Origin of the sequence: Rhizobium oryziradicis (assembly GCF_001939045.1) — a bacterium.
Lineage (GTDB): Bacteria > Pseudomonadota > Alphaproteobacteria > Rhizobiales > Rhizobiaceae > Allorhizobium > Allorhizobium oryziradicis.
The window spans coordinates 137,014-154,064 of record NZ_MKIM01000031.1 but is presented as its reverse complement, the minus strand read 5'-3'; the positions used below and the strand labels follow the sequence as shown (position 1 = coordinate 154,064).

General features: G+C 54.6%; 14 protein-coding genes and 2 pseudogenes. 3 read left to right on the top strand and 13 right to left on the bottom strand.

Annotated elements, in window-relative coordinates:
• The first annotated feature begins 10 nt into the window (after positions 1–10).
• Positions 11–529, top strand: coding sequence for an RNA pyrophosphohydrolase (locus tag BJF95_RS20595; protein WP_075641365.1), 519 nt, complete (start codon positions 11–13; stop codon positions 527–529).
• A 104-nt stretch (positions 530–633) separates the two neighbouring features.
• On the opposite strand, the gene BJF95_RS20590 is transcribed toward BJF95_RS20595, so the two are convergent.
• Positions 634–1,365 carry a ParA family protein gene (locus tag BJF95_RS20590; RefSeq protein WP_075641364.1) on the bottom strand — a complete coding sequence of 244 codons (732 nt, stop codon included), beginning with the start codon at positions 1,363–1,365 and terminating at the stop codon, positions 634–636.
• Between the two features lie 456 nt (positions 1,366–1,821).
• On the opposite strand from BJF95_RS20590, the gene BJF95_RS20585 reads away from it, so the two are divergent.
• Both BJF95_RS20585 and BJF95_RS20580 read left to right on the top strand, forming a co-directional pair.
• Positions 1,822–3,339, top strand: a complete 1,518-nt coding sequence (locus BJF95_RS20585; RefSeq protein WP_075641363.1) for a tyrosinase family protein — start codon at positions 1,822–1,824, stop codon at positions 3,337–3,339.
• The gene (locus BJF95_RS20580; protein WP_075641362.1) at positions 3,340–4,179 is read left to right on the top strand and encodes a copper chaperone; all 840 of its coding nucleotides are present in this window, start codon (positions 3,340–3,342) and stop codon (positions 4,177–4,179) included.
• A 140-nt stretch (positions 4,180–4,319) separates the two neighbouring features.
• Here BJF95_RS20580 and BJF95_RS20575 read toward each other — a convergent pair whose 3' ends face one another.
• The 12 genes and pseudogenes from BJF95_RS20575 to BJF95_RS20525 form a co-directional block, all read right to left on the bottom strand.
• Positions 4,320–5,414: a protein-glutamate methylesterase/protein-glutamine glutaminase gene (locus BJF95_RS20575; RefSeq protein ID WP_075641361.1), complete on the bottom strand. Its 1,095-nt coding sequence runs from the start codon at positions 5,412–5,414 to the stop codon at positions 4,320–4,322.
• A gap of 6 nt (positions 5,415–5,420) precedes the next feature.
• Positions 5,421–6,272, bottom strand: a complete 852-nt coding sequence (locus BJF95_RS20570) for a CheR family methyltransferase (RefSeq protein ID WP_075641360.1) — start codon at positions 6,270–6,272, stop codon at positions 5,421–5,423.
• 15 nt (positions 6,273–6,287) lie between these two features.
• Positions 6,288–6,782: a chemotaxis protein CheW gene (locus BJF95_RS20565; protein ID WP_075641359.1), complete on the bottom strand. Its 495-nt coding sequence runs from the start codon at positions 6,780–6,782 to the stop codon at positions 6,288–6,290.
• Position 6,783: 1 nt separating this feature from the next.
• Positions 6,784–7,974, bottom strand: a pseudogene (locus BJF95_RS20560) (methyl-accepting chemotaxis protein); the annotation flags it as partial.
• A gap of 72 nt (positions 7,975–8,046) precedes the next feature.
• Positions 8,047–8,577: pseudogene (locus BJF95_RS24705) on the bottom strand (MCP four helix bundle domain-containing protein); the annotation flags it as partial.
• Positions 8,578–8,730: 153 nt separating this feature from the next.
• On the bottom strand, positions 8,731–10,647 hold the full coding sequence (locus tag BJF95_RS20555; RefSeq protein WP_075641357.1) for a methyl-accepting chemotaxis protein: 1,917 nt from the start codon (positions 10,645–10,647) through the stop codon (positions 8,731–8,733).
• 291 nt (positions 10,648–10,938) lie between these two features.
• Positions 10,939–12,633: a methyl-accepting chemotaxis protein gene (locus BJF95_RS20550; RefSeq protein ID WP_075641356.1), complete on the bottom strand. Its 1,695-nt coding sequence runs from the start codon at positions 12,631–12,633 to the stop codon at positions 10,939–10,941.
• 8 nt (positions 12,634–12,641) lie between these two features.
• Complete coding sequence (locus tag BJF95_RS20545) at positions 12,642–13,166, bottom strand: chemotaxis protein CheW (protein ID WP_075641355.1); 525 nt, start codon at positions 13,164–13,166, stop codon at positions 12,642–12,644.
• Positions 13,163–15,184, bottom strand: coding sequence for a chemotaxis protein CheA (locus BJF95_RS20540; protein ID WP_075641354.1), 2,022 nt, complete (start codon positions 15,182–15,184; stop codon positions 13,163–13,165). The genes BJF95_RS20545 and BJF95_RS20540 overlap by 4 nt, the downstream gene beginning before the upstream one ends.
• Positions 15,181–15,549, bottom strand: a complete 369-nt coding sequence (locus BJF95_RS20535; protein WP_075641353.1) for a response regulator — start codon at positions 15,547–15,549, stop codon at positions 15,181–15,183. Before BJF95_RS20535 ends, BJF95_RS20540 begins: the two co-directional genes overlap by 4 nt.
• A complete protein-coding gene (locus BJF95_RS20530; protein WP_083638932.1) occupies positions 15,546–15,875 on the bottom strand; it encodes an STAS domain-containing protein in 330 nt (109 codons plus the stop codon). Before BJF95_RS20530 ends, BJF95_RS20535 begins: the two co-directional genes overlap by 4 nt.
• On the bottom strand, positions 15,872–16,996 hold the full coding sequence (locus BJF95_RS20525) for an HD domain-containing phosphohydrolase (protein WP_075641352.1): 1,125 nt from the start codon (positions 16,994–16,996) through the stop codon (positions 15,872–15,874). The genes BJF95_RS20530 and BJF95_RS20525 overlap by 4 nt, the downstream gene beginning before the upstream one ends.
• Positions 16,997–17,051 lie beyond the last annotated feature (55 nt).

Sequence of the window (17,051 nt, the reverse complement as noted above, 5' to 3'; positions counted from 1 at the left end):
TGAGGACACCGTGACCCAACCTGTGATCAAAGCAGAAGACCTGCCCTACCGCCCCTGTGTTGGCATTATGGTGCTCAATCATGCCGGCTTAGTGTGGGCCGGACGGCGCATTCCCTTGCTGAATTCGGAATATGATGGCTCACCGCAACTGTGGCAGATGCCGCAAGGCGGCATTGATGCGGGGGAAGATCCCAAAGCCGCCGCCTATCGCGAGCTTTACGAAGAAACCGGCATGAAAACCGTCACTCTTCTGGCAGAAGCCCCGGAGTGGATCAATTACGATCTGCCGCCACAGCTGATCGGCATTGGTCTCAGAGGCAAATATCGCGGCCAGACCCAGCGCTGGTTTGCTTTTCGCTTTGAAGGCGATGAAAGCGAAATTCAGATCAATCCGCCACCCACCACTGAACATGCCGAATTTGACGAATGGCAATGGAAGCCCATGCAGGACTTGCCAGACCTGATCGTGCCCTTCAAGCGCGGGGTTTACGAGCAAGTGGTGGCCAGCTTCAAACATCTGGTAGGATAAGCGCGAGAGTTTGTCAGGTTCAAATTGAACCAGACAAACTCTCGATTCCCTTGTTTTCGTTTGTCTCTTCGGGAAAACCGGATTCCACTTTTCCCTGACAAACTCTAAGCTCTCCGCAAAATCGGATGATTTGTGAAAATCCGGTGGTCGATGTTGTCCGCCACCGGCATTTTAAAAACCGGCACCAGCATTTCCACCTCATCGGCGTAGCGCTCGGCATTGGCCACGGCTTTGTCGAGGTTGCTCACCCGTTCCGGATCAAGCCGGTGCAGGCAGGTGCGAAACTCGAACATATCGCGATAGGCAGCGCGCTCGATAATGGGCGTGTCCAGCACCCGCACATGCCGCTCGGCCAGCAAAGCTTTCACCGCCTTCAAGGCCCGCGTTGTCACCAGCGAGTTGACACGCGAGAGCACCACAGAATGCGGAATGCGAATATTGCCCTTGGTGTAGAGATATTGCAAAAGCTCAATCACTTGCGCGCCGCCTTGCGCATCCATGGCGCTGCCCTGAATGGGAATGAGCACGTGGTTTGACAGGCCAAGGGCCGTGGCCAAAAGCGGCGATTGCGCGCCGGGCAAATCAACAATCACGTAATCCGATGTGTCGCGATAGGCTTCAATGGTGCGCTGAAGGGAGTTGACCGACACATAGGTGGCAACCCGCAAATCCGTGCTTGGTTCTGCACCTTCAAACCAGCGCGAAATCCAGCGCTGCGGATCCGTATCAATCACCGAAACCCGATATCCGCGCCGCATCAACTCGGTGGCCAGCAACAAAACCGCTGTGGTTTTTCCGGCACCGCCCTTGGTGTTGGCAAACGTGATAATGGACATGGAGCAACCTCAGAAAACCAGCACAAGAGCCACGCATCGCTCACCAAGGCCCAGTCTCATCAGAGTCTCATCGGGCAAAGTCATTGTGCGCCAACATGGTTAATCAGTGGTTATGAGGGATCCATTAAATATCGCATGCCCGCAAAAACATCGATCAAAATCTGAAGGAAGCGGCCCGGTGACGGTCTTTGGTGGAGCATGCCGGATCAGAATTTCTGCGCTCTTTTCAAACCCATTCTGCAAACGATCGCGAACAGAAAACAGGTTTTCTGACAGATAAAAATCGCCTTATGCGTTTATTTTAAAATTCTTAAAACACCCTCTTGATTGTAAAAACAATCAAAGATAGTAATTTTTTGCATTGTCTCTTTTAATTGTAGTTCATTTCGAAACTTGGCTGAACACTTTCAGTCTTCAGGTATCCGCTGGCGCAACGAATCTTTCGGGGGGAATGACGTGGTATATATTCGCAAAAGTGTATGGGCAAATGGCGGCGGTTTTGATGATCCGTTGCTGTATTGGTATGCAATCGGCGTTTCTGCCTTGCAGAAAAGAGGGCTGAACGACAATACCAGCTGGCGTTTTATGGCGGCTATTCACGGGATTGATATTACAAGTTCTGACGGCAGCCTTTGGGAGCAATACGGTTACTATACGCCTGGCGAGCCGCTTCCGTCTTCAGCCGAGCAGCAGCTTTATTGGAACCAGTGCCAGCACGGCAGCTGGTATTTTCTGCCATGGCATCGCGGCTATGTTTGGTCGATCGAGGGTCTGGTGCGCGCAGAGATTGTCAAGGCGGGCGGCCCCAAGGACTGGGCCATGCCTTACTGGAACTACAGCGACCAGAAAAACCCGCAGGCTCTGCTGCTGCCGCCTGCCTTCTCGGCCACCAACATGCCAGACGGAAGCCCAAATCCGCTTTATGTGGCGCAGCGCTATGGTCTGGGCTCAACGCCAATTGTCTTGCCCGCGAGCGATGTGACCTTGGGCGCTTTGTCTGCCACCCAATTTGTCGGCTTGAAAGTGGGTGCCAGTGCAGGGCTGGGCGGCGGCAAAACTGGCTTCTCGCACAACGGCATCCAGACTGGAGAGCTGGAAAGCAAGCCGCATAACATTGTCCATGTGGACATTGGCGGCCAAAATGATGCCGGGCCGGGCTTGATGGCTGATCCCGATATTGCCGGTCTTGATCCGATTTTCTGGCTGCACCATGCCAACATCGATCGGCTCTGGGATGTGTGGAACAAGTCGAGTGCGACGCATACCAACCCGACTGACCCTGCTTGGCTCAACGGCCCGCAAGACAGAAAGTTTGTTGTGCCAAACGTTGATGGCAGCGCCTATTACTACGCGCCCAAAGACATGCTTGATACGACGAGCCCAAACCTCGATTATACCTATGATGAATTTGTGGCTGCAACGGCCGTCAGCTCTGTTCTGACCAGCAATGTTGGAGAGAAGACTTTGTCGCAATCTCAAGAACCCGAACTGGTTGGCGCAAATGCGTCTGTCGTGAGCGTGACAGGGAAAATGTCTTCTTCGAGCCTCGCCCTCGATGCTCCGACCAGGGCACTTTTGTCCGCCAATCCAGGCCAAAACATCCAGGCCAAATTGGCCCAACCTGCCCGCGACCGATACTTCCTCAATCTGGAAAATATCAAGGCCGCAAAGGACGGATTTGTCATTGATGTTTATATGGAGCTGCCTGAAGGGGCAGACCACACAGGCCGCATGGATTTGTTCTGCGGCTCGATTGGCCTGTTTGGTGTGCGCAAGGCATCACAACCCGACGGTGCTCATGGCGGGGCCGGGGTGACAGAAGTCATGGATGTCACCAATGTCGTGGCTGGATTGGCGCAAAATGGCGCTTTGAACAAGGGCGAATTCAGCGTCAATCTGGTGCCACGCATCACCCTGACGGATGATGCCAAGGTGACAGTTGAGCGTATCAGCCTCTACAAACAGTCTGCCTGAATGTTGCAGCGTTATAGCCTGAAATTTCAGGCCATCCGCTCTCTACTCTCGGAGCCGCCATGGCCACTCGTGCTGAGTATCAGCTTGGCTGCCTGGTTTGCTATGGCCCTTTTGGGCCATAGCAACAGTGTTCCAGATCTGTGTGTTACGGCATCCGGCGCGTTGATTGATCAAAGTTGGCGCGCCTTGCAAGCCGCTCTGTGGCTGGCAGATCCTGTGAACCTTGCACTTTCATGGATATTGATGCTGATTGCCATGATGTCTCTGGTGCTGGTGCCACCCTTTCGGCACATCTGGTACCGGAGCATGAAGAGGCGACGTGTGCGCGCAATTGTCTGTTTCTTATCCAGCTATTGCGGCATCTGGCTGCTCTTTGCCCCGCTGCTGGTTTTCAGCGGAATCTTGATCCAGGTTGCCACCGCGCTGTTGAACGTGCCATCTTGGATTTTCGCGGTTTCCATTCTGATGTTTTGGCAAACAACCCCTTGGAAACAGCATTTTCTAAACCTGTGCCACTGGACGCCAAGGCTGAGTGTCTTTGGCTGGGCTGCTGATCGTGATTGTCTTCGCTATGGCGCACGGGATGCATGCTTGTGCATTGGCACGTGCTGGGCGCTGATGTTGCTGCCAATTGCTGTTCACACCCACCACTTGCCCCTTATGGCATTTGCATCTGTTGTCATGGTGCTTGAACGCCTGAAACCATGCCGAGCTGTGCGCTGGTATCCGCCCGGTTGGAGATGGGGTCAATATTTCGCCGATGGGGTGAAGCGATCCGCCGTGTGGCAAACCACAAAACCCAAGGCCCCGATTGTCCAGCAGAAGACAAAGCAGGCCTGATTGCGTGGCGGTTTTTCGTTCATCATTGTGTAAGACGATAAAGTGCGGCGCATTTCATTGGATTTAGCAAAGCGCGCTTTATTCTTCTTTTGAGAGCCGGATTTTTCCGAAAACCGGTTCCCACTTTTCCCTGATAAACTCTAGCGCCGCCGGTCGGCTGCCAGAATTTCCGGTGCGATCTGGTGTAAGGGCACGGTTTTATCGACGCCGCCGTGGGCGATGGCTTCTTTGGGCATGCCAAACACAATGCAGGTTGCCTCGTCCTGTGCCACGGTATAGGCACCGGCCTGATGCATTTCCAACATGCCGCGCGCGCCATCATCACCCATACCGGTCATGATAACGCCCATGGCATTGCTTCCTGCGGCGCGGGCTGCCGAGCGAAACAACACATCGACAGAGGGACGATGGCGCGACACCAGCGGGCCGGGCTTGACGGCCACACTGTAGCGCGCACCTTGCCGCTCCAGCATCATATGGCGATCGCCCGGCGCAATCAGCACATGGCCGCGCAGCACCGGATCGCCATGTTCGGCTTCCTTGATTTCCATTTCGCACAACCCGTTCAAGCGCTTGGCAAAGGCTGCCGTGAATTTTTCCGGCATATGCTGGACAATGACGATGCCGGGTGAGTTGGCGGGCATTTTTTCCAAAAACTCGCGCAGCGCCTCTGTGCCGCCCGTGGATGCGCCCACGCACACCACCATTTCGGTGGTTTTGGCCATGGCACGTCCGGTGGGTGGCGGCAACATTGCATCAGCGGTCAGTTTTTTGGCAGGTTCATGCACGCCTGCGGGTCTGTCTGCGGCAATTGCCTTGCGCGTGCCAAGGCGTGCCTGGGCCGCACTTTTAACCACCTGACAGATACGCTCGGCCTGCTCCGCCAAATGGTCTGCGGCAGCGATCTTGGGCTTGAGAATAATGTCGACTGCGCCGGCCTCCATAGCCTGCATCAGGGTCTCGCTGCCGGCTTCGGTCAGCGATGAGCACATCACCACGGGAATAGGCCGTTGCGACATCAGCTTGCGCAAGAAGGTAATGCCATCCATGCGCGGCATTTCAACATCCAGCGTGATAACATCCGGGATTTCTTCGGCAATTCGGCGCGCTGCCACAAACGGATCGGGTGCGGCACCGATCACCTCTATATCCGGATCCGATTGCAGCACTTCAGTCAGAATCTGGCGCACGCTGGCTGAGTCATCAACAACCAGAACCCGGATTTTTTTCCTCATCCCCGATCAGTCCTTCCTGAACACCGTATTGGCCAGCTGCCGAACAGGCAGACTCATTCCCGCAATCGATTCTGAGTGACCAATGAAAAGATAGCCTCCCACAGCCAGACACTCGCATAACCGCTGCAAAACCTGTTGCTGCGTCTTCTTATCAAAATAGATCAGAACGTTGCGACAAAATATAACATGCATCGGCTCTCCCACCTGATAGCTGTTATCCATCAGATTCAGTCGGCCAAAGCCAACGTTCGCGCGCAACTTTGGCGAAATGCGAACCTCGTTCCTCGATTTGTCACGCGATTGCATGACATATTTCGCCGCCATGGCACGCGGCACCGGCTCCAGCATATCTTGCGGATAGACGCCGCGCCGCGCCTTTTGCAAGACATCGGTAGAAAGATCGGTCGCCAGAATGCGATAATCCATGCCGCTGCGCTGTTCGAGATAATCCGCAATCACCATGGCAAGCGTATAAGGCTCGGCACCAATCGAGCAGGCCGAACTCCACACACGAAGATTGCGCACACCCTTGGCATCAAAGGCGGGCAGCACCTTGCTGGCGAGATAATCGAAATGATTCGGCTCGCGAAAAAAGTCGGTCTTGTTGGTTGTCACCGCATCAATCAGATGCACGGCCTCTTCCTCAAGGCCGCCCTGATCAAAAATATAAGTGCAATAGGCATCGAACGAGGAAATGCCCGTGGCCCGCAACCGTCTGCGCAGCCGCCCCTCCAGCATCGTCATCTTTGCTTCCGGCATTTTGATGCCGCTATAGTCAAAAATGTAGTTCGATAACCGTTTGAAGTTTCTAGAACTGATCCGGTGATCGTCAAAGCTTGTTTCGGCCAAAGCACTCACGCTGGCATTCTCCTGTCATGCTGTGGCAAATTTTCTTGACGGGGTTACGTCCAGCGCAACCTCTTCTCCAGAAAACAATCGGGCGAGATCAATAATCACGACAAAGCCCTGCTCACGGCGCACCACGCCGTGAATATAATCAGAGCGCCATTGAACGCCGATATCCGGTGCCTGCTCAATATCCTTGAGCTGAAACGGAATGACCTCAAACACCTTGTCGGCCACCACACCAACCGCCAATGAGCGGTTGGCCAATGGAATATCCATTACCAGAATGCGGGTATGGGGTGTTTTGATCGTCGCCGTCATGCCGAGTTTCAAACGAAGGTCAATCACAGGAACGCCCTGCCCACGCACATCGCGCAGGCCAAGCAAATAATCCGGCCCATGGGGAATCTTGAAGGCATCCTCATGGTCCAGGATTTCCCGGACCACCGCGACAGGCACGGCAAACACCTCTTCACCAAGGCTGAAGGTCACGAATTGCTGTTCGGAGGAATTTTCACTCATATCATGCGCTTTCCTTGAAAAGACGATCTTCGTCATCTGGCCCGCCCATGGAAAGGTCGAGCGCAAAGCCCTGGGCGCGTGCCTGCTGGGCGCTGACAGATTGCTTCGGAGCTGGCTTTTTTGCCGGGGCCGCAGCGCGGCTTGGGGCGGCCTTTTTAACCGGGGTTGGACGCGCATTGGAAGCGCGATCCACCCTGAAGAAGGCGATAGACGCTTGCAGCTCTTCAGCCTGAGCGGCCAGTTCTTCAGATGTCGCCGACATTTCTTCCGAAGCGCCAGCATTCTGCTGGGTTACCTTGTCAAGCTGCTGAATAGCTTCATTGATCTGGCTTGCACCAATGTCCTGCTCGCGGCACGCGGCCGAGATTTCAGAGATCAGTTCTGCGGTCTTGCGAATATCTGGCACCAGACGGTTCAGCATATCACCGGCCTGTGTTGCCACCTGCACAGTCTCACCCGAAAGCGTGCTGATTTCGGCAGCAGCAGCCTGTGAGCGTTCAGCCAGCTTGCGCACTTCGGAAGCAACAACCGCAAAACCCTTGCCATGTTCGCCAGCGCGGGCTGCTTCCACAGCCGCATTCAAAGCGAGCAGGTCGGTCTGGCGGGCAATTTCCTGCACGATCGAGATTTTCTCAGCAATGGTGCGCATGGCACCAACAGCACGGGCAACGGCTTCGCCAGAGGCTTCGGCATCCTTGGAAGACTGGCGGGCAATCTTTTCGGTCTGCGCTGCGTTGTCAGCGTTCTGCTTGATATTGGCGGCCATTTCTTCCATCGAAGCCGAGGCTTCTTCGGCCGATGATGCCTGCTCGGTGGCACCCTGGCTGACCTGCTCGGACGCCGAAGACAGCTGCTGACTGCCAGACGATACATTCTCACCGGCAGAAATTGCATCACCCACAACACCACGCAGGCGCTCAACCATCAACTGGAGAGACTGACCCAAAGTATCCTTGTCGGAGAGCGGCTTTGGCGTGACCGTCAAGTCACCATTGGCGATCTGGTCGGCAATATTTGCTGTGTTGCGCAGGTTGGATGTCATGCGCTGCATGGTATCGATCAGATCCTTGATCTCATCATTCGATGGGTGATTAACCTCATAGTTGAGATCACCAATTGCCACAGCGTCCGAAAGTTCCGTGCCGCGTTTCAAACCACGAACAATAGACAGGGAGATCCAGAAGGCGATTGCAGTGGCAAAAATTGCACAAAACGCAATTCCTGAAACGACCAGCATCTTGGCCAAATCGTAAATTGCCACACCGTCATCAGCTGCTTTCGTGCCGCCCTTGCTGTTATATTCAACAAGTCTCAGCAGCGCATTAGAGGCATCGTTGTAAACTTTAAGACCATCACCATTGTAAATAGCCATGGCTTTCTCAGTTTGATTTTGCGACGACAGTTCGACAGCCTTTTCATGCAACTTCAGATATTCAGCCCAAGGAGTCTTGAACGCTTCAAACAGAGTGCGCTCTTCAGGCGCACCAATAAGCGTTTCATATTTGGCTGAAAGCTTGGCAATTGAATCGGCCAATTGATTTTGTTGGTCGAGCCAGCGCTTCATTCCAACTTCGTCTTGCGTAATCACATGCTGCAATTCCGCAATCCGGAAGTCAGACGTCATCGTATTGATGCGATTGGATACATCGACACTGGGCATCCAGTTCGTTGCAATCTCGTTTGCCTTGCCATTGACATTGCCAATTTGGAGAAGGCTGAAGATGCCAAGAACGGCAATGAGAACCACGAGAAAGCCGAAAGAGAGTGCCAGCTTGGTTTTAATGGTGAAGCGCATAAGCGTTGTCCCGTTTTAGAAAGAGCTTCAAAAGTGAGCCCAGAACTGAACGACATCATTCATCAGAAAAGGGTAGAACTGCCCGGCGCTTGCAGACATGCGTGTCGGGTGATGTCGGGCCACTGGCCCGCCATCGCTTTGTGCCAAAGCCTGTTACGCGCTTTGACGGAAATCATTATCTTCGTCGTCAGGCCCGCCCATGGACAGATCCAGAGCAAAGCCTGACACGCGCTTTTGCTGGGCGCTGACCGTTTGGGCACCGGACACTTTACGAGGCGCAACCTTCGACTGTGATTGGCTTCGAACACTCGTATTGTTCGGTGTTGCTTTTTTAGAAGATACTCCATCAACCTTAAAAAAGGCTATAGATGCTTGCAGCTCTTCGGCTTGGGCCGCCAATTCTTCCGAGGTTGCCGACATTTCTTCAGACGCGCCGGCATTCTGCTGGGTTACCTTGTCAAGCTGCTGAATAGCCTCATTGATCTGGTTGGCCCCGATGTCCTGCTCGCGGCAGGCAGCCGAGATTTCAGAGATCAGTTCCGCGGTCTTGCGAATATCTGGTACCAGACGGTTCAGCATATCGCCAGCCTGAGTGGCAACCTGCACCGTTTCGCCAGACAGCGTGCTGATTTCAGCCGCCGCCGCCTGGGAACGCTCAGCCAGCTTGCGCACTTCAGATGCCACCACGGCAAAACCCTTGCCATGTTCGCCAGCGCGCGCTGCTTCCACAGCCGCATTCAAAGCGAGCAGGTCGGTCTGGCGGGCAATTTCCTGCACGATCGAGATTTTATCGGCAATGGTGCGCATGGCACCCACAGCACGGGCAACCGCTTCGCCAGAGGCTTCGGCATCCTTGGAAGACTGACGGGCAATCTTTTCGGTCTGTGCGGCGTTGTCAGCGTTCTGCTTGATATTGGCGGCCATTTCTTCCATCGAAGCCGAGGCTTCTTCGGCAGATGATGCCTGCTCGGTGGCACCTTGCGACAATTGCTCGGAGCCGGAAGACAACTGCTGGCTGCCAGACGAGACATTCTCGGAAGCAGACAGCGCATCGGCGACAACGCCCTTCAGCCGCTCAACCATGTTTTGCAAAGCGATGCCGAGTGTATCAACATTTGAACGCGGCTTGGGTGACACCGTGAGATCGCCCGATGCAATCTGATCAGCAACCGCAGATGTTTCGCGTAAATTGTGAACCATATTGCGCATGGAATGCCCCAAAACATCCTTGTCCGAGAGAGGATGAATATCTTTGGAGAGATCGCCTTCTGCAATGAGATTGGCTGTGGCTGCGGTATTCCGCAGGTTTTCCGTCATGACGTTGATGGTATTGACCAGATCCTTGATTTCATCATTGGTCTTGATCTCGATTTTCTGGTCAAGATCGCCACGGGCAACACCTTCTGCAACAGTCTGGATTTTCTGCAAACCGCGGCTGATGCCAAGAGCAATCCAAAACGCCGTAATCGATGCAATGACCAGCGCAACCCCGACAATAATGAGTGTCACTGTCCTCGTGTTGTCATAAAGCATATCGGTATCAGCATCGGCCTGTTTCATCTGCTCTCTGCTGGCTTCGACACGGCCATCAACAATGTCACCGATCTTGTCCATGACCTGGCGGCCGTCGGTGCGGGCTTTATTGATCGCTCCCTCGGAATTGCCAGCCCGCACCAGCGCGCGAACCTCGTCATCAATCTTGTACATCTGGTCAGCCAGACGCGAGACTTCCGCCCAGTCGGCCTTACCCTTTTCTGTCTTTGCGGTGTTCATCAAAACCGTCAAAGTATCAGCGAAGTTTTTACGATGACCATCACTGTTGGTCATTGATTTTTCGGCTTGAGCAAGGGTCGCTGCCGTTGCCATATTCATCTCGGAACGTGCAATTCGCAATTGAATCCGGCTAATTTCCTGTGCGGCACGAAGGCGCTCCGCAGGACCGGCAATCATATCGCTTATAGCGTTGTTGAGCGAATTGAGGCTGGAGATTCCATAAAGGCTACTGCCCACCATCATGGCGATGATAAGAGCAAATGTCAGCGCTAACTTGAGCTTTATTGTGAAGCGCATGGGTCGATGTCCTTCAATACGAGTGAACTTATATGAGCTGGGATGCTGACCTTTCAGCTGGAAACGGCACCACAAAGGGCCATTGTTTCGCGTCGAGAAGGCAAAAGCGGTTTGAAAACAGGTGTAATCACCTGTTCATTTTCCATCCGCGCGGCATTTAGAGCTATTTCATTCAAAAAAGACCAAGGTCTAAGCAATGCACCTTGTTCAATTTCCGAAGTGTTCTACGCAGCGATCTCATTCACCCGCAGGGGATCTGACAACCGAAGATGCCAGATCCGTTGTCAAATATTACGCGCTTTGGCGGAAATCATTGTCTTCGTCGTCTGGGCCACCCATGGACAGATTGAGTGCAAACCCCTTGGCGCGTGCCTGTTGGGCACTTACCGTTTGCGCAGCCGCTGGCCTGCGGTTCGATGCAGGAGCCTTTGTCATTGATTGGGCCGACACCCGTCCGGTCTGAGCCGAGCGAGCAGGCGCTTTTTTCTCATGCGCACCATCAACCTTGAAGAAGGCAATGGACGCTTGCAGCTCTTCAGCCTGAGCGGCCAGTTCTTCAGATGTCGCCGACATTTCTTCCGAAGCGCCAGCATTCTGCTGGGTTACCTTGTCAAGCTGCTGAATAGCTTCATTGATCTGGTTGGCCCCGATGTCCTGCTCACGGCAGGCAGCCGAGATTTCAGAAATCAGTTCTGCGGTCTTGCGAATATCTGGCACCAGACGGTTCAGCATATCGCCTGCCTGTGTTGCCACCTGCACGGTTTCACCCGACAGCGTGCTGATTTCGGCAGCAGCAGCCTGTGAGCGTTCGGCCAGCTTGCGCACTTCGGAGGCCACCACCGCAAAGCCTTTGCCATGTTCGCCAGCGCGCGCTGCTTCCACAGCCGCATTCAAAGCGAGCAGGTCGGTCTGGCGGGCAATTTCCTGCACGATCGAGATTTTATCGGCAATGGTGCGCATGGCACCAACAGCACGGGCAACCGCTTCGCCAGAGGCTTCGGCATCCTTGGAAGACTGACGGGCAATCTTTTCGGTCTGCGCTGCATTGTCGGCATTCTGGCGGATGTTGGCGGCCATTTCTTCCATCGAAGCCGAGGCTTCTTCAGTGCTGGAGGCCTGCTCGGTGGCACCTTGCGACAATTGCTCGGAGCCAGAGGACAACTGCTGGCTGCCAGACGACACGTTGTCCGATGCGGCAAGCGCATCCCCTACAACGCCGCGCAAGCGCTCAACCATGGTGTTGACATATTCCAACAGGGTCCCGATCTCGTCGCGCGAGCGGATCTCTGCAAATTCGGTCAAATCACCATCCGACACTTTGCGCACCGCAATCACGGCGCGATTGATACCGCTGGTTACGCTTATCACAATCCAGATTGCCGCGATGATCGCGATAATCGACGCCGCCGCCGACAAGCCGATCAACATCGTGCTTGTTTTGCCATACTCAGCGTCACCGGCTGCCTCGGCATCACGCAAACGGCTCTGTTCAAGCGCTACGATCTCGGAGAGAGCTTTGTCAATTTCATTCACAAGTTTACGATTTTCACCATTGGAAAGTTTCAACGCGCCGGCACCATCGCCCGCCAGAACCAGATTTTGAATTTGGTCATCCTGCTTGCGGAAATCCGTTTCCAAGGCATTCAAGCGATCCCAGACAACCCGTCCAGCCGCCGTCGCCTTTGCCGTGACTGCGGAAAACGCCTCGTCAAAGCTGGCGCGCGCCTCTTTGCTCTTGGCAATATTGCCCGCGCGCTCATCTTGTGTTTCAGCCAGCAAGAGGTTCTTTTGCTGGCGGATCTGTTGCAACTGCTCCAGCTGAAGCACCTGCGCAAGGCGCAAACGATCAACGGGACCTTCCAGCGCATCGCCCATGGCATCGTTGAGAGACCCGAGGCTACGAATGCCTAAGAATGAGCTGCAAACGAGCAGGACGACAACAAAACCGAAGGCCAGTGCCAGTTTGAGTTTAATGGTAAAGCGCATAGTCAGCCTCAATTTTGCTGTGTGGATGCGGGCAGCCCCGCACGTTGATCAGACCCGCCGAAAATGGCCTGAAGGTTCGGAAGAATGATGAATTCTCCATCGCGCTTCACCAGGCATTCAATGTAATCAGCGCGCCAGCGCATACCGACGCGGGGAGCAGGCTCGCTGGCAGAGCGCATCAAAGTGGTCACTTCAAAAACGCGATCGGTGCGGATCCCTGTCAGTGCAAGTTCGCCGTCAAGTTCCAGTTCGATCACAATGATCCGGCTATCAATGGTCGGCTCGGTTGCCTCCATGCCGAAAGCCAGCCGAATATCGGCAAGCGGAATAACCTTGCCGCGAAAGTTGATGACGCTGGAGACAAATGGCTTGGCACCCGGCACTTTGGTTTCCGGCAAGAGATCGATGATCTCCTGCACCGTCACCGCTTCAATGGCAAAGGTTTCGCCATTGAGATTGAAGGTCAACACAGCCAGATCGTCACGGCCATGCCAGAGGTTTTGAAAATCGCTCATTGTGGGTACAACACTCATCCTGCTATCCGCAATTGCGCCTCCTGCTGTTGGCCGATACTGACCAGATTGGTGACATCCAGAATCAGTGCCACACTGCCGTCGCCGAGAATGGTGGCCCCCGAGAAGGTCACCACATCGTGGTGCAGCCTCGACATGGCCTTGATGACCGTCTGATGGTCGCCGATGATCTGATCAACCACCAGGCCAACCCGCTCATTGCCGGTCGAGATAACAACGACCTTCTGATAAGGGTCGGGTTGCGTTCCGGTGCGGAACATGTCGCGCAAGCGAAGGAATGGAACTAAGCTATCGCGCAGCGAGATAAAGCTGCGACCGCGCGATCTCAGATCATCTTCAATCGACAGCTCGAGGCATTCCTCAACCGCCGACAGCGGAATGACGTAGCAGCCGGTGCCGACGCGCACCAACAAACCATCAATAATCGCCAGCGTCAGCGGAATGCGAAGCGAGATTTCGGACCCCTTGCCTTCCTCACTGCGCACATCGATAACGCCACGCAGGGCTTCGACCGTTTTCTTCACCACGTCCATGCCAACACCACGGCCGGAAAGATTGGTGATCTGCTGGGCCGTGGAAAAACCGGGCTGGAAAATCAGCTGTAACAGCTCCTGATCCATCAGCTGCGCGCCTGGCTGAATGATACCGGAGGATTCTGCCTTGGCACGCACACGCTCACGGTTGATACCGCGTCCGTCGTCCTTGATGGTGATGATCACCTCACCGCCCGATTGACGGGCCAGCAATGTAACCTTGCCCGTCTCCGGCTTGCCCGCCGCCAAACGATCCTGCGGCATTTCAAGGCCGTGGTCGATGGAGTTGCGCACCAGATGCACCAGCGGGTCGGCAAGGCGCTCGATCACGGTCTTGTCCACTTCCGTGGTTTCACCTTCGGTTTGCAATTCAATGATTTTGCCGGTTTCACGCGCCAGATCATGCACAAGACGACGGAAGCGGGTAAACAGGCTGCCAACCGGCACCATCCGCAGCACCATCATCGTGTCACGCAATTCACCAGACAGACGCTCGACATCTTCCGAGACCGACCGCAGCATGATGTCGGCGCTTGAGCCTGCCAATTGCGACAGACGAGACTGGGCAATCACCAGTTCTCCAACGCGATCCATCAATTCATCCAGGCGTTCTGCCGGGACACGCACATTCTCTGCCGCGGGCTTGGCATGCTTGGCATCAACCGGCGCGGAAGCCGCAGTCGGGGCTGGGGCTGATTTTTGCTGAACAGCGGCAACCGGCGGTGCTGCAACAACAGGTGCCACCACGTCAGCCTCTGGCGCATCGGCACGCGCCTGTGTCAGCGCGATCTCCATATCATCCATCACGAAGATAAACACATCTTCGATATCGGATTTTGGCTTGTCCGTGGTCAATGTCACAGTCCAGCCCAGATAAAGTTCTTGCGGCGTCAAACTGTCGAGGTCAGGAATCTTGGATTTGTCGGCAACGACCTTGCACTCGCCCAGCTCGCGCAATTCATCCAGCAAACCCAGCGGGTTTGTGCCGTTGACCATGGAATTCATCGGGAGACGGAAGACCAAAGTCCAAACCGTTGCGCCATTTGGAGCCGCCTCAGCGGCAACAGCTGCAGGCTGCGGGGCAGCAGTGGGTGCATGATGATGGGCACCGCCTGCGCCAACGGCTGCCTGCAATTTGGCCAAAAGCACATCGCCCGCCATCTCATGATCACCATTTGGCGTGGCGACCAGAGATTTCATATGGTCCTGGGCATCCAGAACCGCTGCGACAAGCTCGGCTGTCGCTGGCACTTCACCTTTGCGCACCCGATCAAAAGCCGTTTCGCAATGATGGGTAAAAGCTGCAAGAGCTTCAAAGCCAAACATGGCCCCGGATCCCTTCAGGGTGTGAAGGCCGCGAAACACCGCGTCGATCTGATCCTGATTGGAGAGGTCATGCAACAGGTCAAGCAGACCGCCCTCAATCTGCTCGAACAGCTCGGCCGCTTCCGTCCTAAAAACCTGAATGGGATCCAGATTGGTCATTTGCCCAAAACCTTTCGCGCAATTTTGACAAGCTGATCAGCATCAAAGGGCTTGGTGATCCAGCCCGTGGCACCTGCGGCTTTTGCCCGCGTCTTCATCGCCGCATCCGACTCCGTGGTCAGAAAGATGATCGGAATGCCCGTGTGCGCAGGCGATTTGCGCAAGGCTTCAATCATGGCCAAACCGTTCATATTCGGCATGTTCAAATCGGTGACAATCAAATCAAACTGTGCCGATTTTGCTTTGTTCAGTCCATCGAGGCCGTCGACGGCCTCTGTCACCTTGTAGCCAGCATTGGTCAGGGCAATCTTTGTCGTCATCCGAATGCTGGCAGAATCGTCGACAGTGAGGATATTTGCGGTCATTGTATGTGCCTTTCATGCAACCAAAAAAATCGATCAGACGGATCTATGTCCGTCAAAAATCCGCCACGCTCGAGAACCGCGAGCAATCCACCGCTTGCTGGCCGCAGCAAGGTGATCTCTTTTTCCTCTGATTGTGCAAACAGGCGCGCTGATTCAACCACTTGAATAAAACTCAAGTCGCAGTCAGCGTCCTGCGGCACATCCAGCACGATACTCTCGGCTGCGGAAAATCCCGCAAGAACCGCATCCTTGGTGATTTGCACGGTCCGAATGGTGAGCACAGATGGCAGTGCGACAGTTTCTGAAATCTTGGCGGTCAATGTCATGAACGTCCTCTCCCTGCATATTGAGGGTGTGGTGCGGGATGTTGATCCTTTGAAAGGGGTGGCGTGGCAGCAATGCGCAATTTTACGGACAGATCTTCGTGAGTTGCCATGATTGCGGAAATCTTGGCCCATTGCCGCTCAAAAGCATCGACACAGGCCGGATCAAAATGATGACCCTTCTCACGGAAAATATGCACCAAAGCGTCATGCGGCGACCAGGCGGCCTTGTAGGGCCTGGGCGAGCACAAGGCATCGAACACATCTGCGAGAGAAACAATCCGCGCCTCAATCGGGATATCCTCTCCGGACAATCCCTTTGGATAGCCGCAACCATCCCATCTCTCATGGTGGCCACCGGCGATGCGCTCGGCCACCAGCAAAAGATCCGAGGTACCATTTTCGAGAATTTTAACGCCGATTTCGACATGCTGGCGCATGATATCGCGTTCTGCAGCCGTCAGATGGCCCGGCTTTGCCAAGATATCATCTGGAATGCCAATCTTGCCGATATCATGCAACGGTGCGGCGAGATAAATCCTGCGGCAAAGGTCTGGATCCAGATTGAGGTCCTGCGCAATCAAAAGGGCAATTTGCGCCACCCGCGAGACATGATCACCCGTTGCACCATCGCGATATTCAATCGCGCGGGCCAAACGCCAGATAATCTCTTCCTCGCTGGCGGCCAGTTCCACCGATTTTGCATGAACAACAGCCACAAGGCCTTCCGCCCGGTCTGCCAGTTCCAGATGCGCACGGCGCAAATTCATCAGGTTTTTGACACGGGCCTTCAGCTCAACCATATCAATCGGCTTTTGCAGAAAGTCCGTTGCCCCGGCCTCAATTGCGCTCACCTTCAAGAGCCGTTCGGTCTCCGAGGTGATCATGACAATCGACACCAGATCATAGGCAGGCATGGCACGCAGCGCCCTGATCACATCAATACCCGTGAGCCTGGGCATGTTGTAATCAACCAGAACCAGATCAAAATTCTGCTTGGAGCATTCCACAACAGCCTGTTCCGGATCTTCAAACGCGTGGACGTGAACATCGTCAAGCTGCTCAAGCTCGTGACGCAGCGCCAAAAGCACAGAGCGGCTGTCGTCGATCAGAACAACTTTCAAAGTTCTACTCCACTATCCTGGCACAAACCCCCTCAAAGCAGTCAAAGAACCACGC

Coding starts and splice junctions, on each gene's coding strand:
- BJF95_RS20535 (WP_075641353.1), bottom strand. CDS start 15,549: ATGACCGCAAATATCCTCACTGTCGACGATTCTGCCAGCATTCGGATG.
- BJF95_RS20555 (WP_075641357.1), bottom strand. CDS start 10,647: ATGCGCTTCACAATAAAGCTCAAGTTAGCGCTGACATTTGCTCTTATC.
- BJF95_RS20590 (WP_075641364.1), bottom strand. CDS start 1,365: ATGTCCATTATCACGTTTGCCAACACCAAGGGCGGTGCCGGAAAAACC.
- BJF95_RS20545 (WP_075641355.1), bottom strand. CDS start 13,166: ATGAGTGTTGTACCCACAATGAGCGATTTTCAAAACCTCTGGCATGGC.
- BJF95_RS20580 (WP_075641362.1), top strand. CDS start 3,340: ATGTTGCAGCGTTATAGCCTGAAATTTCAGGCCATCCGCTCTCTACTC.
- BJF95_RS20550 (WP_075641356.1), bottom strand. CDS start 12,633: ATGCGCTTTACCATTAAACTCAAACTGGCACTGGCCTTCGGTTTTGTT.
- BJF95_RS20530 (WP_083638932.1), bottom strand. CDS start 15,875: ATGACATTGACCGCCAAGATTTCAGAAACTGTCGCACTGCCATCTGTG.
- BJF95_RS20575 (WP_075641361.1), bottom strand. CDS start 5,414: ATGAGGAAAAAAATCCGGGTTCTGGTTGTTGATGACTCAGCCAGCGTG.
- BJF95_RS20565 (WP_075641359.1), bottom strand. CDS start 6,782: ATGAGTGAAAATTCCTCCGAACAGCAATTCGTGACCTTCAGCCTTGGT.
- BJF95_RS20540 (WP_075641354.1), bottom strand. CDS start 15,184: ATGACCAATCTGGATCCCATTCAGGTTTTTAGGACGGAAGCGGCCGAG.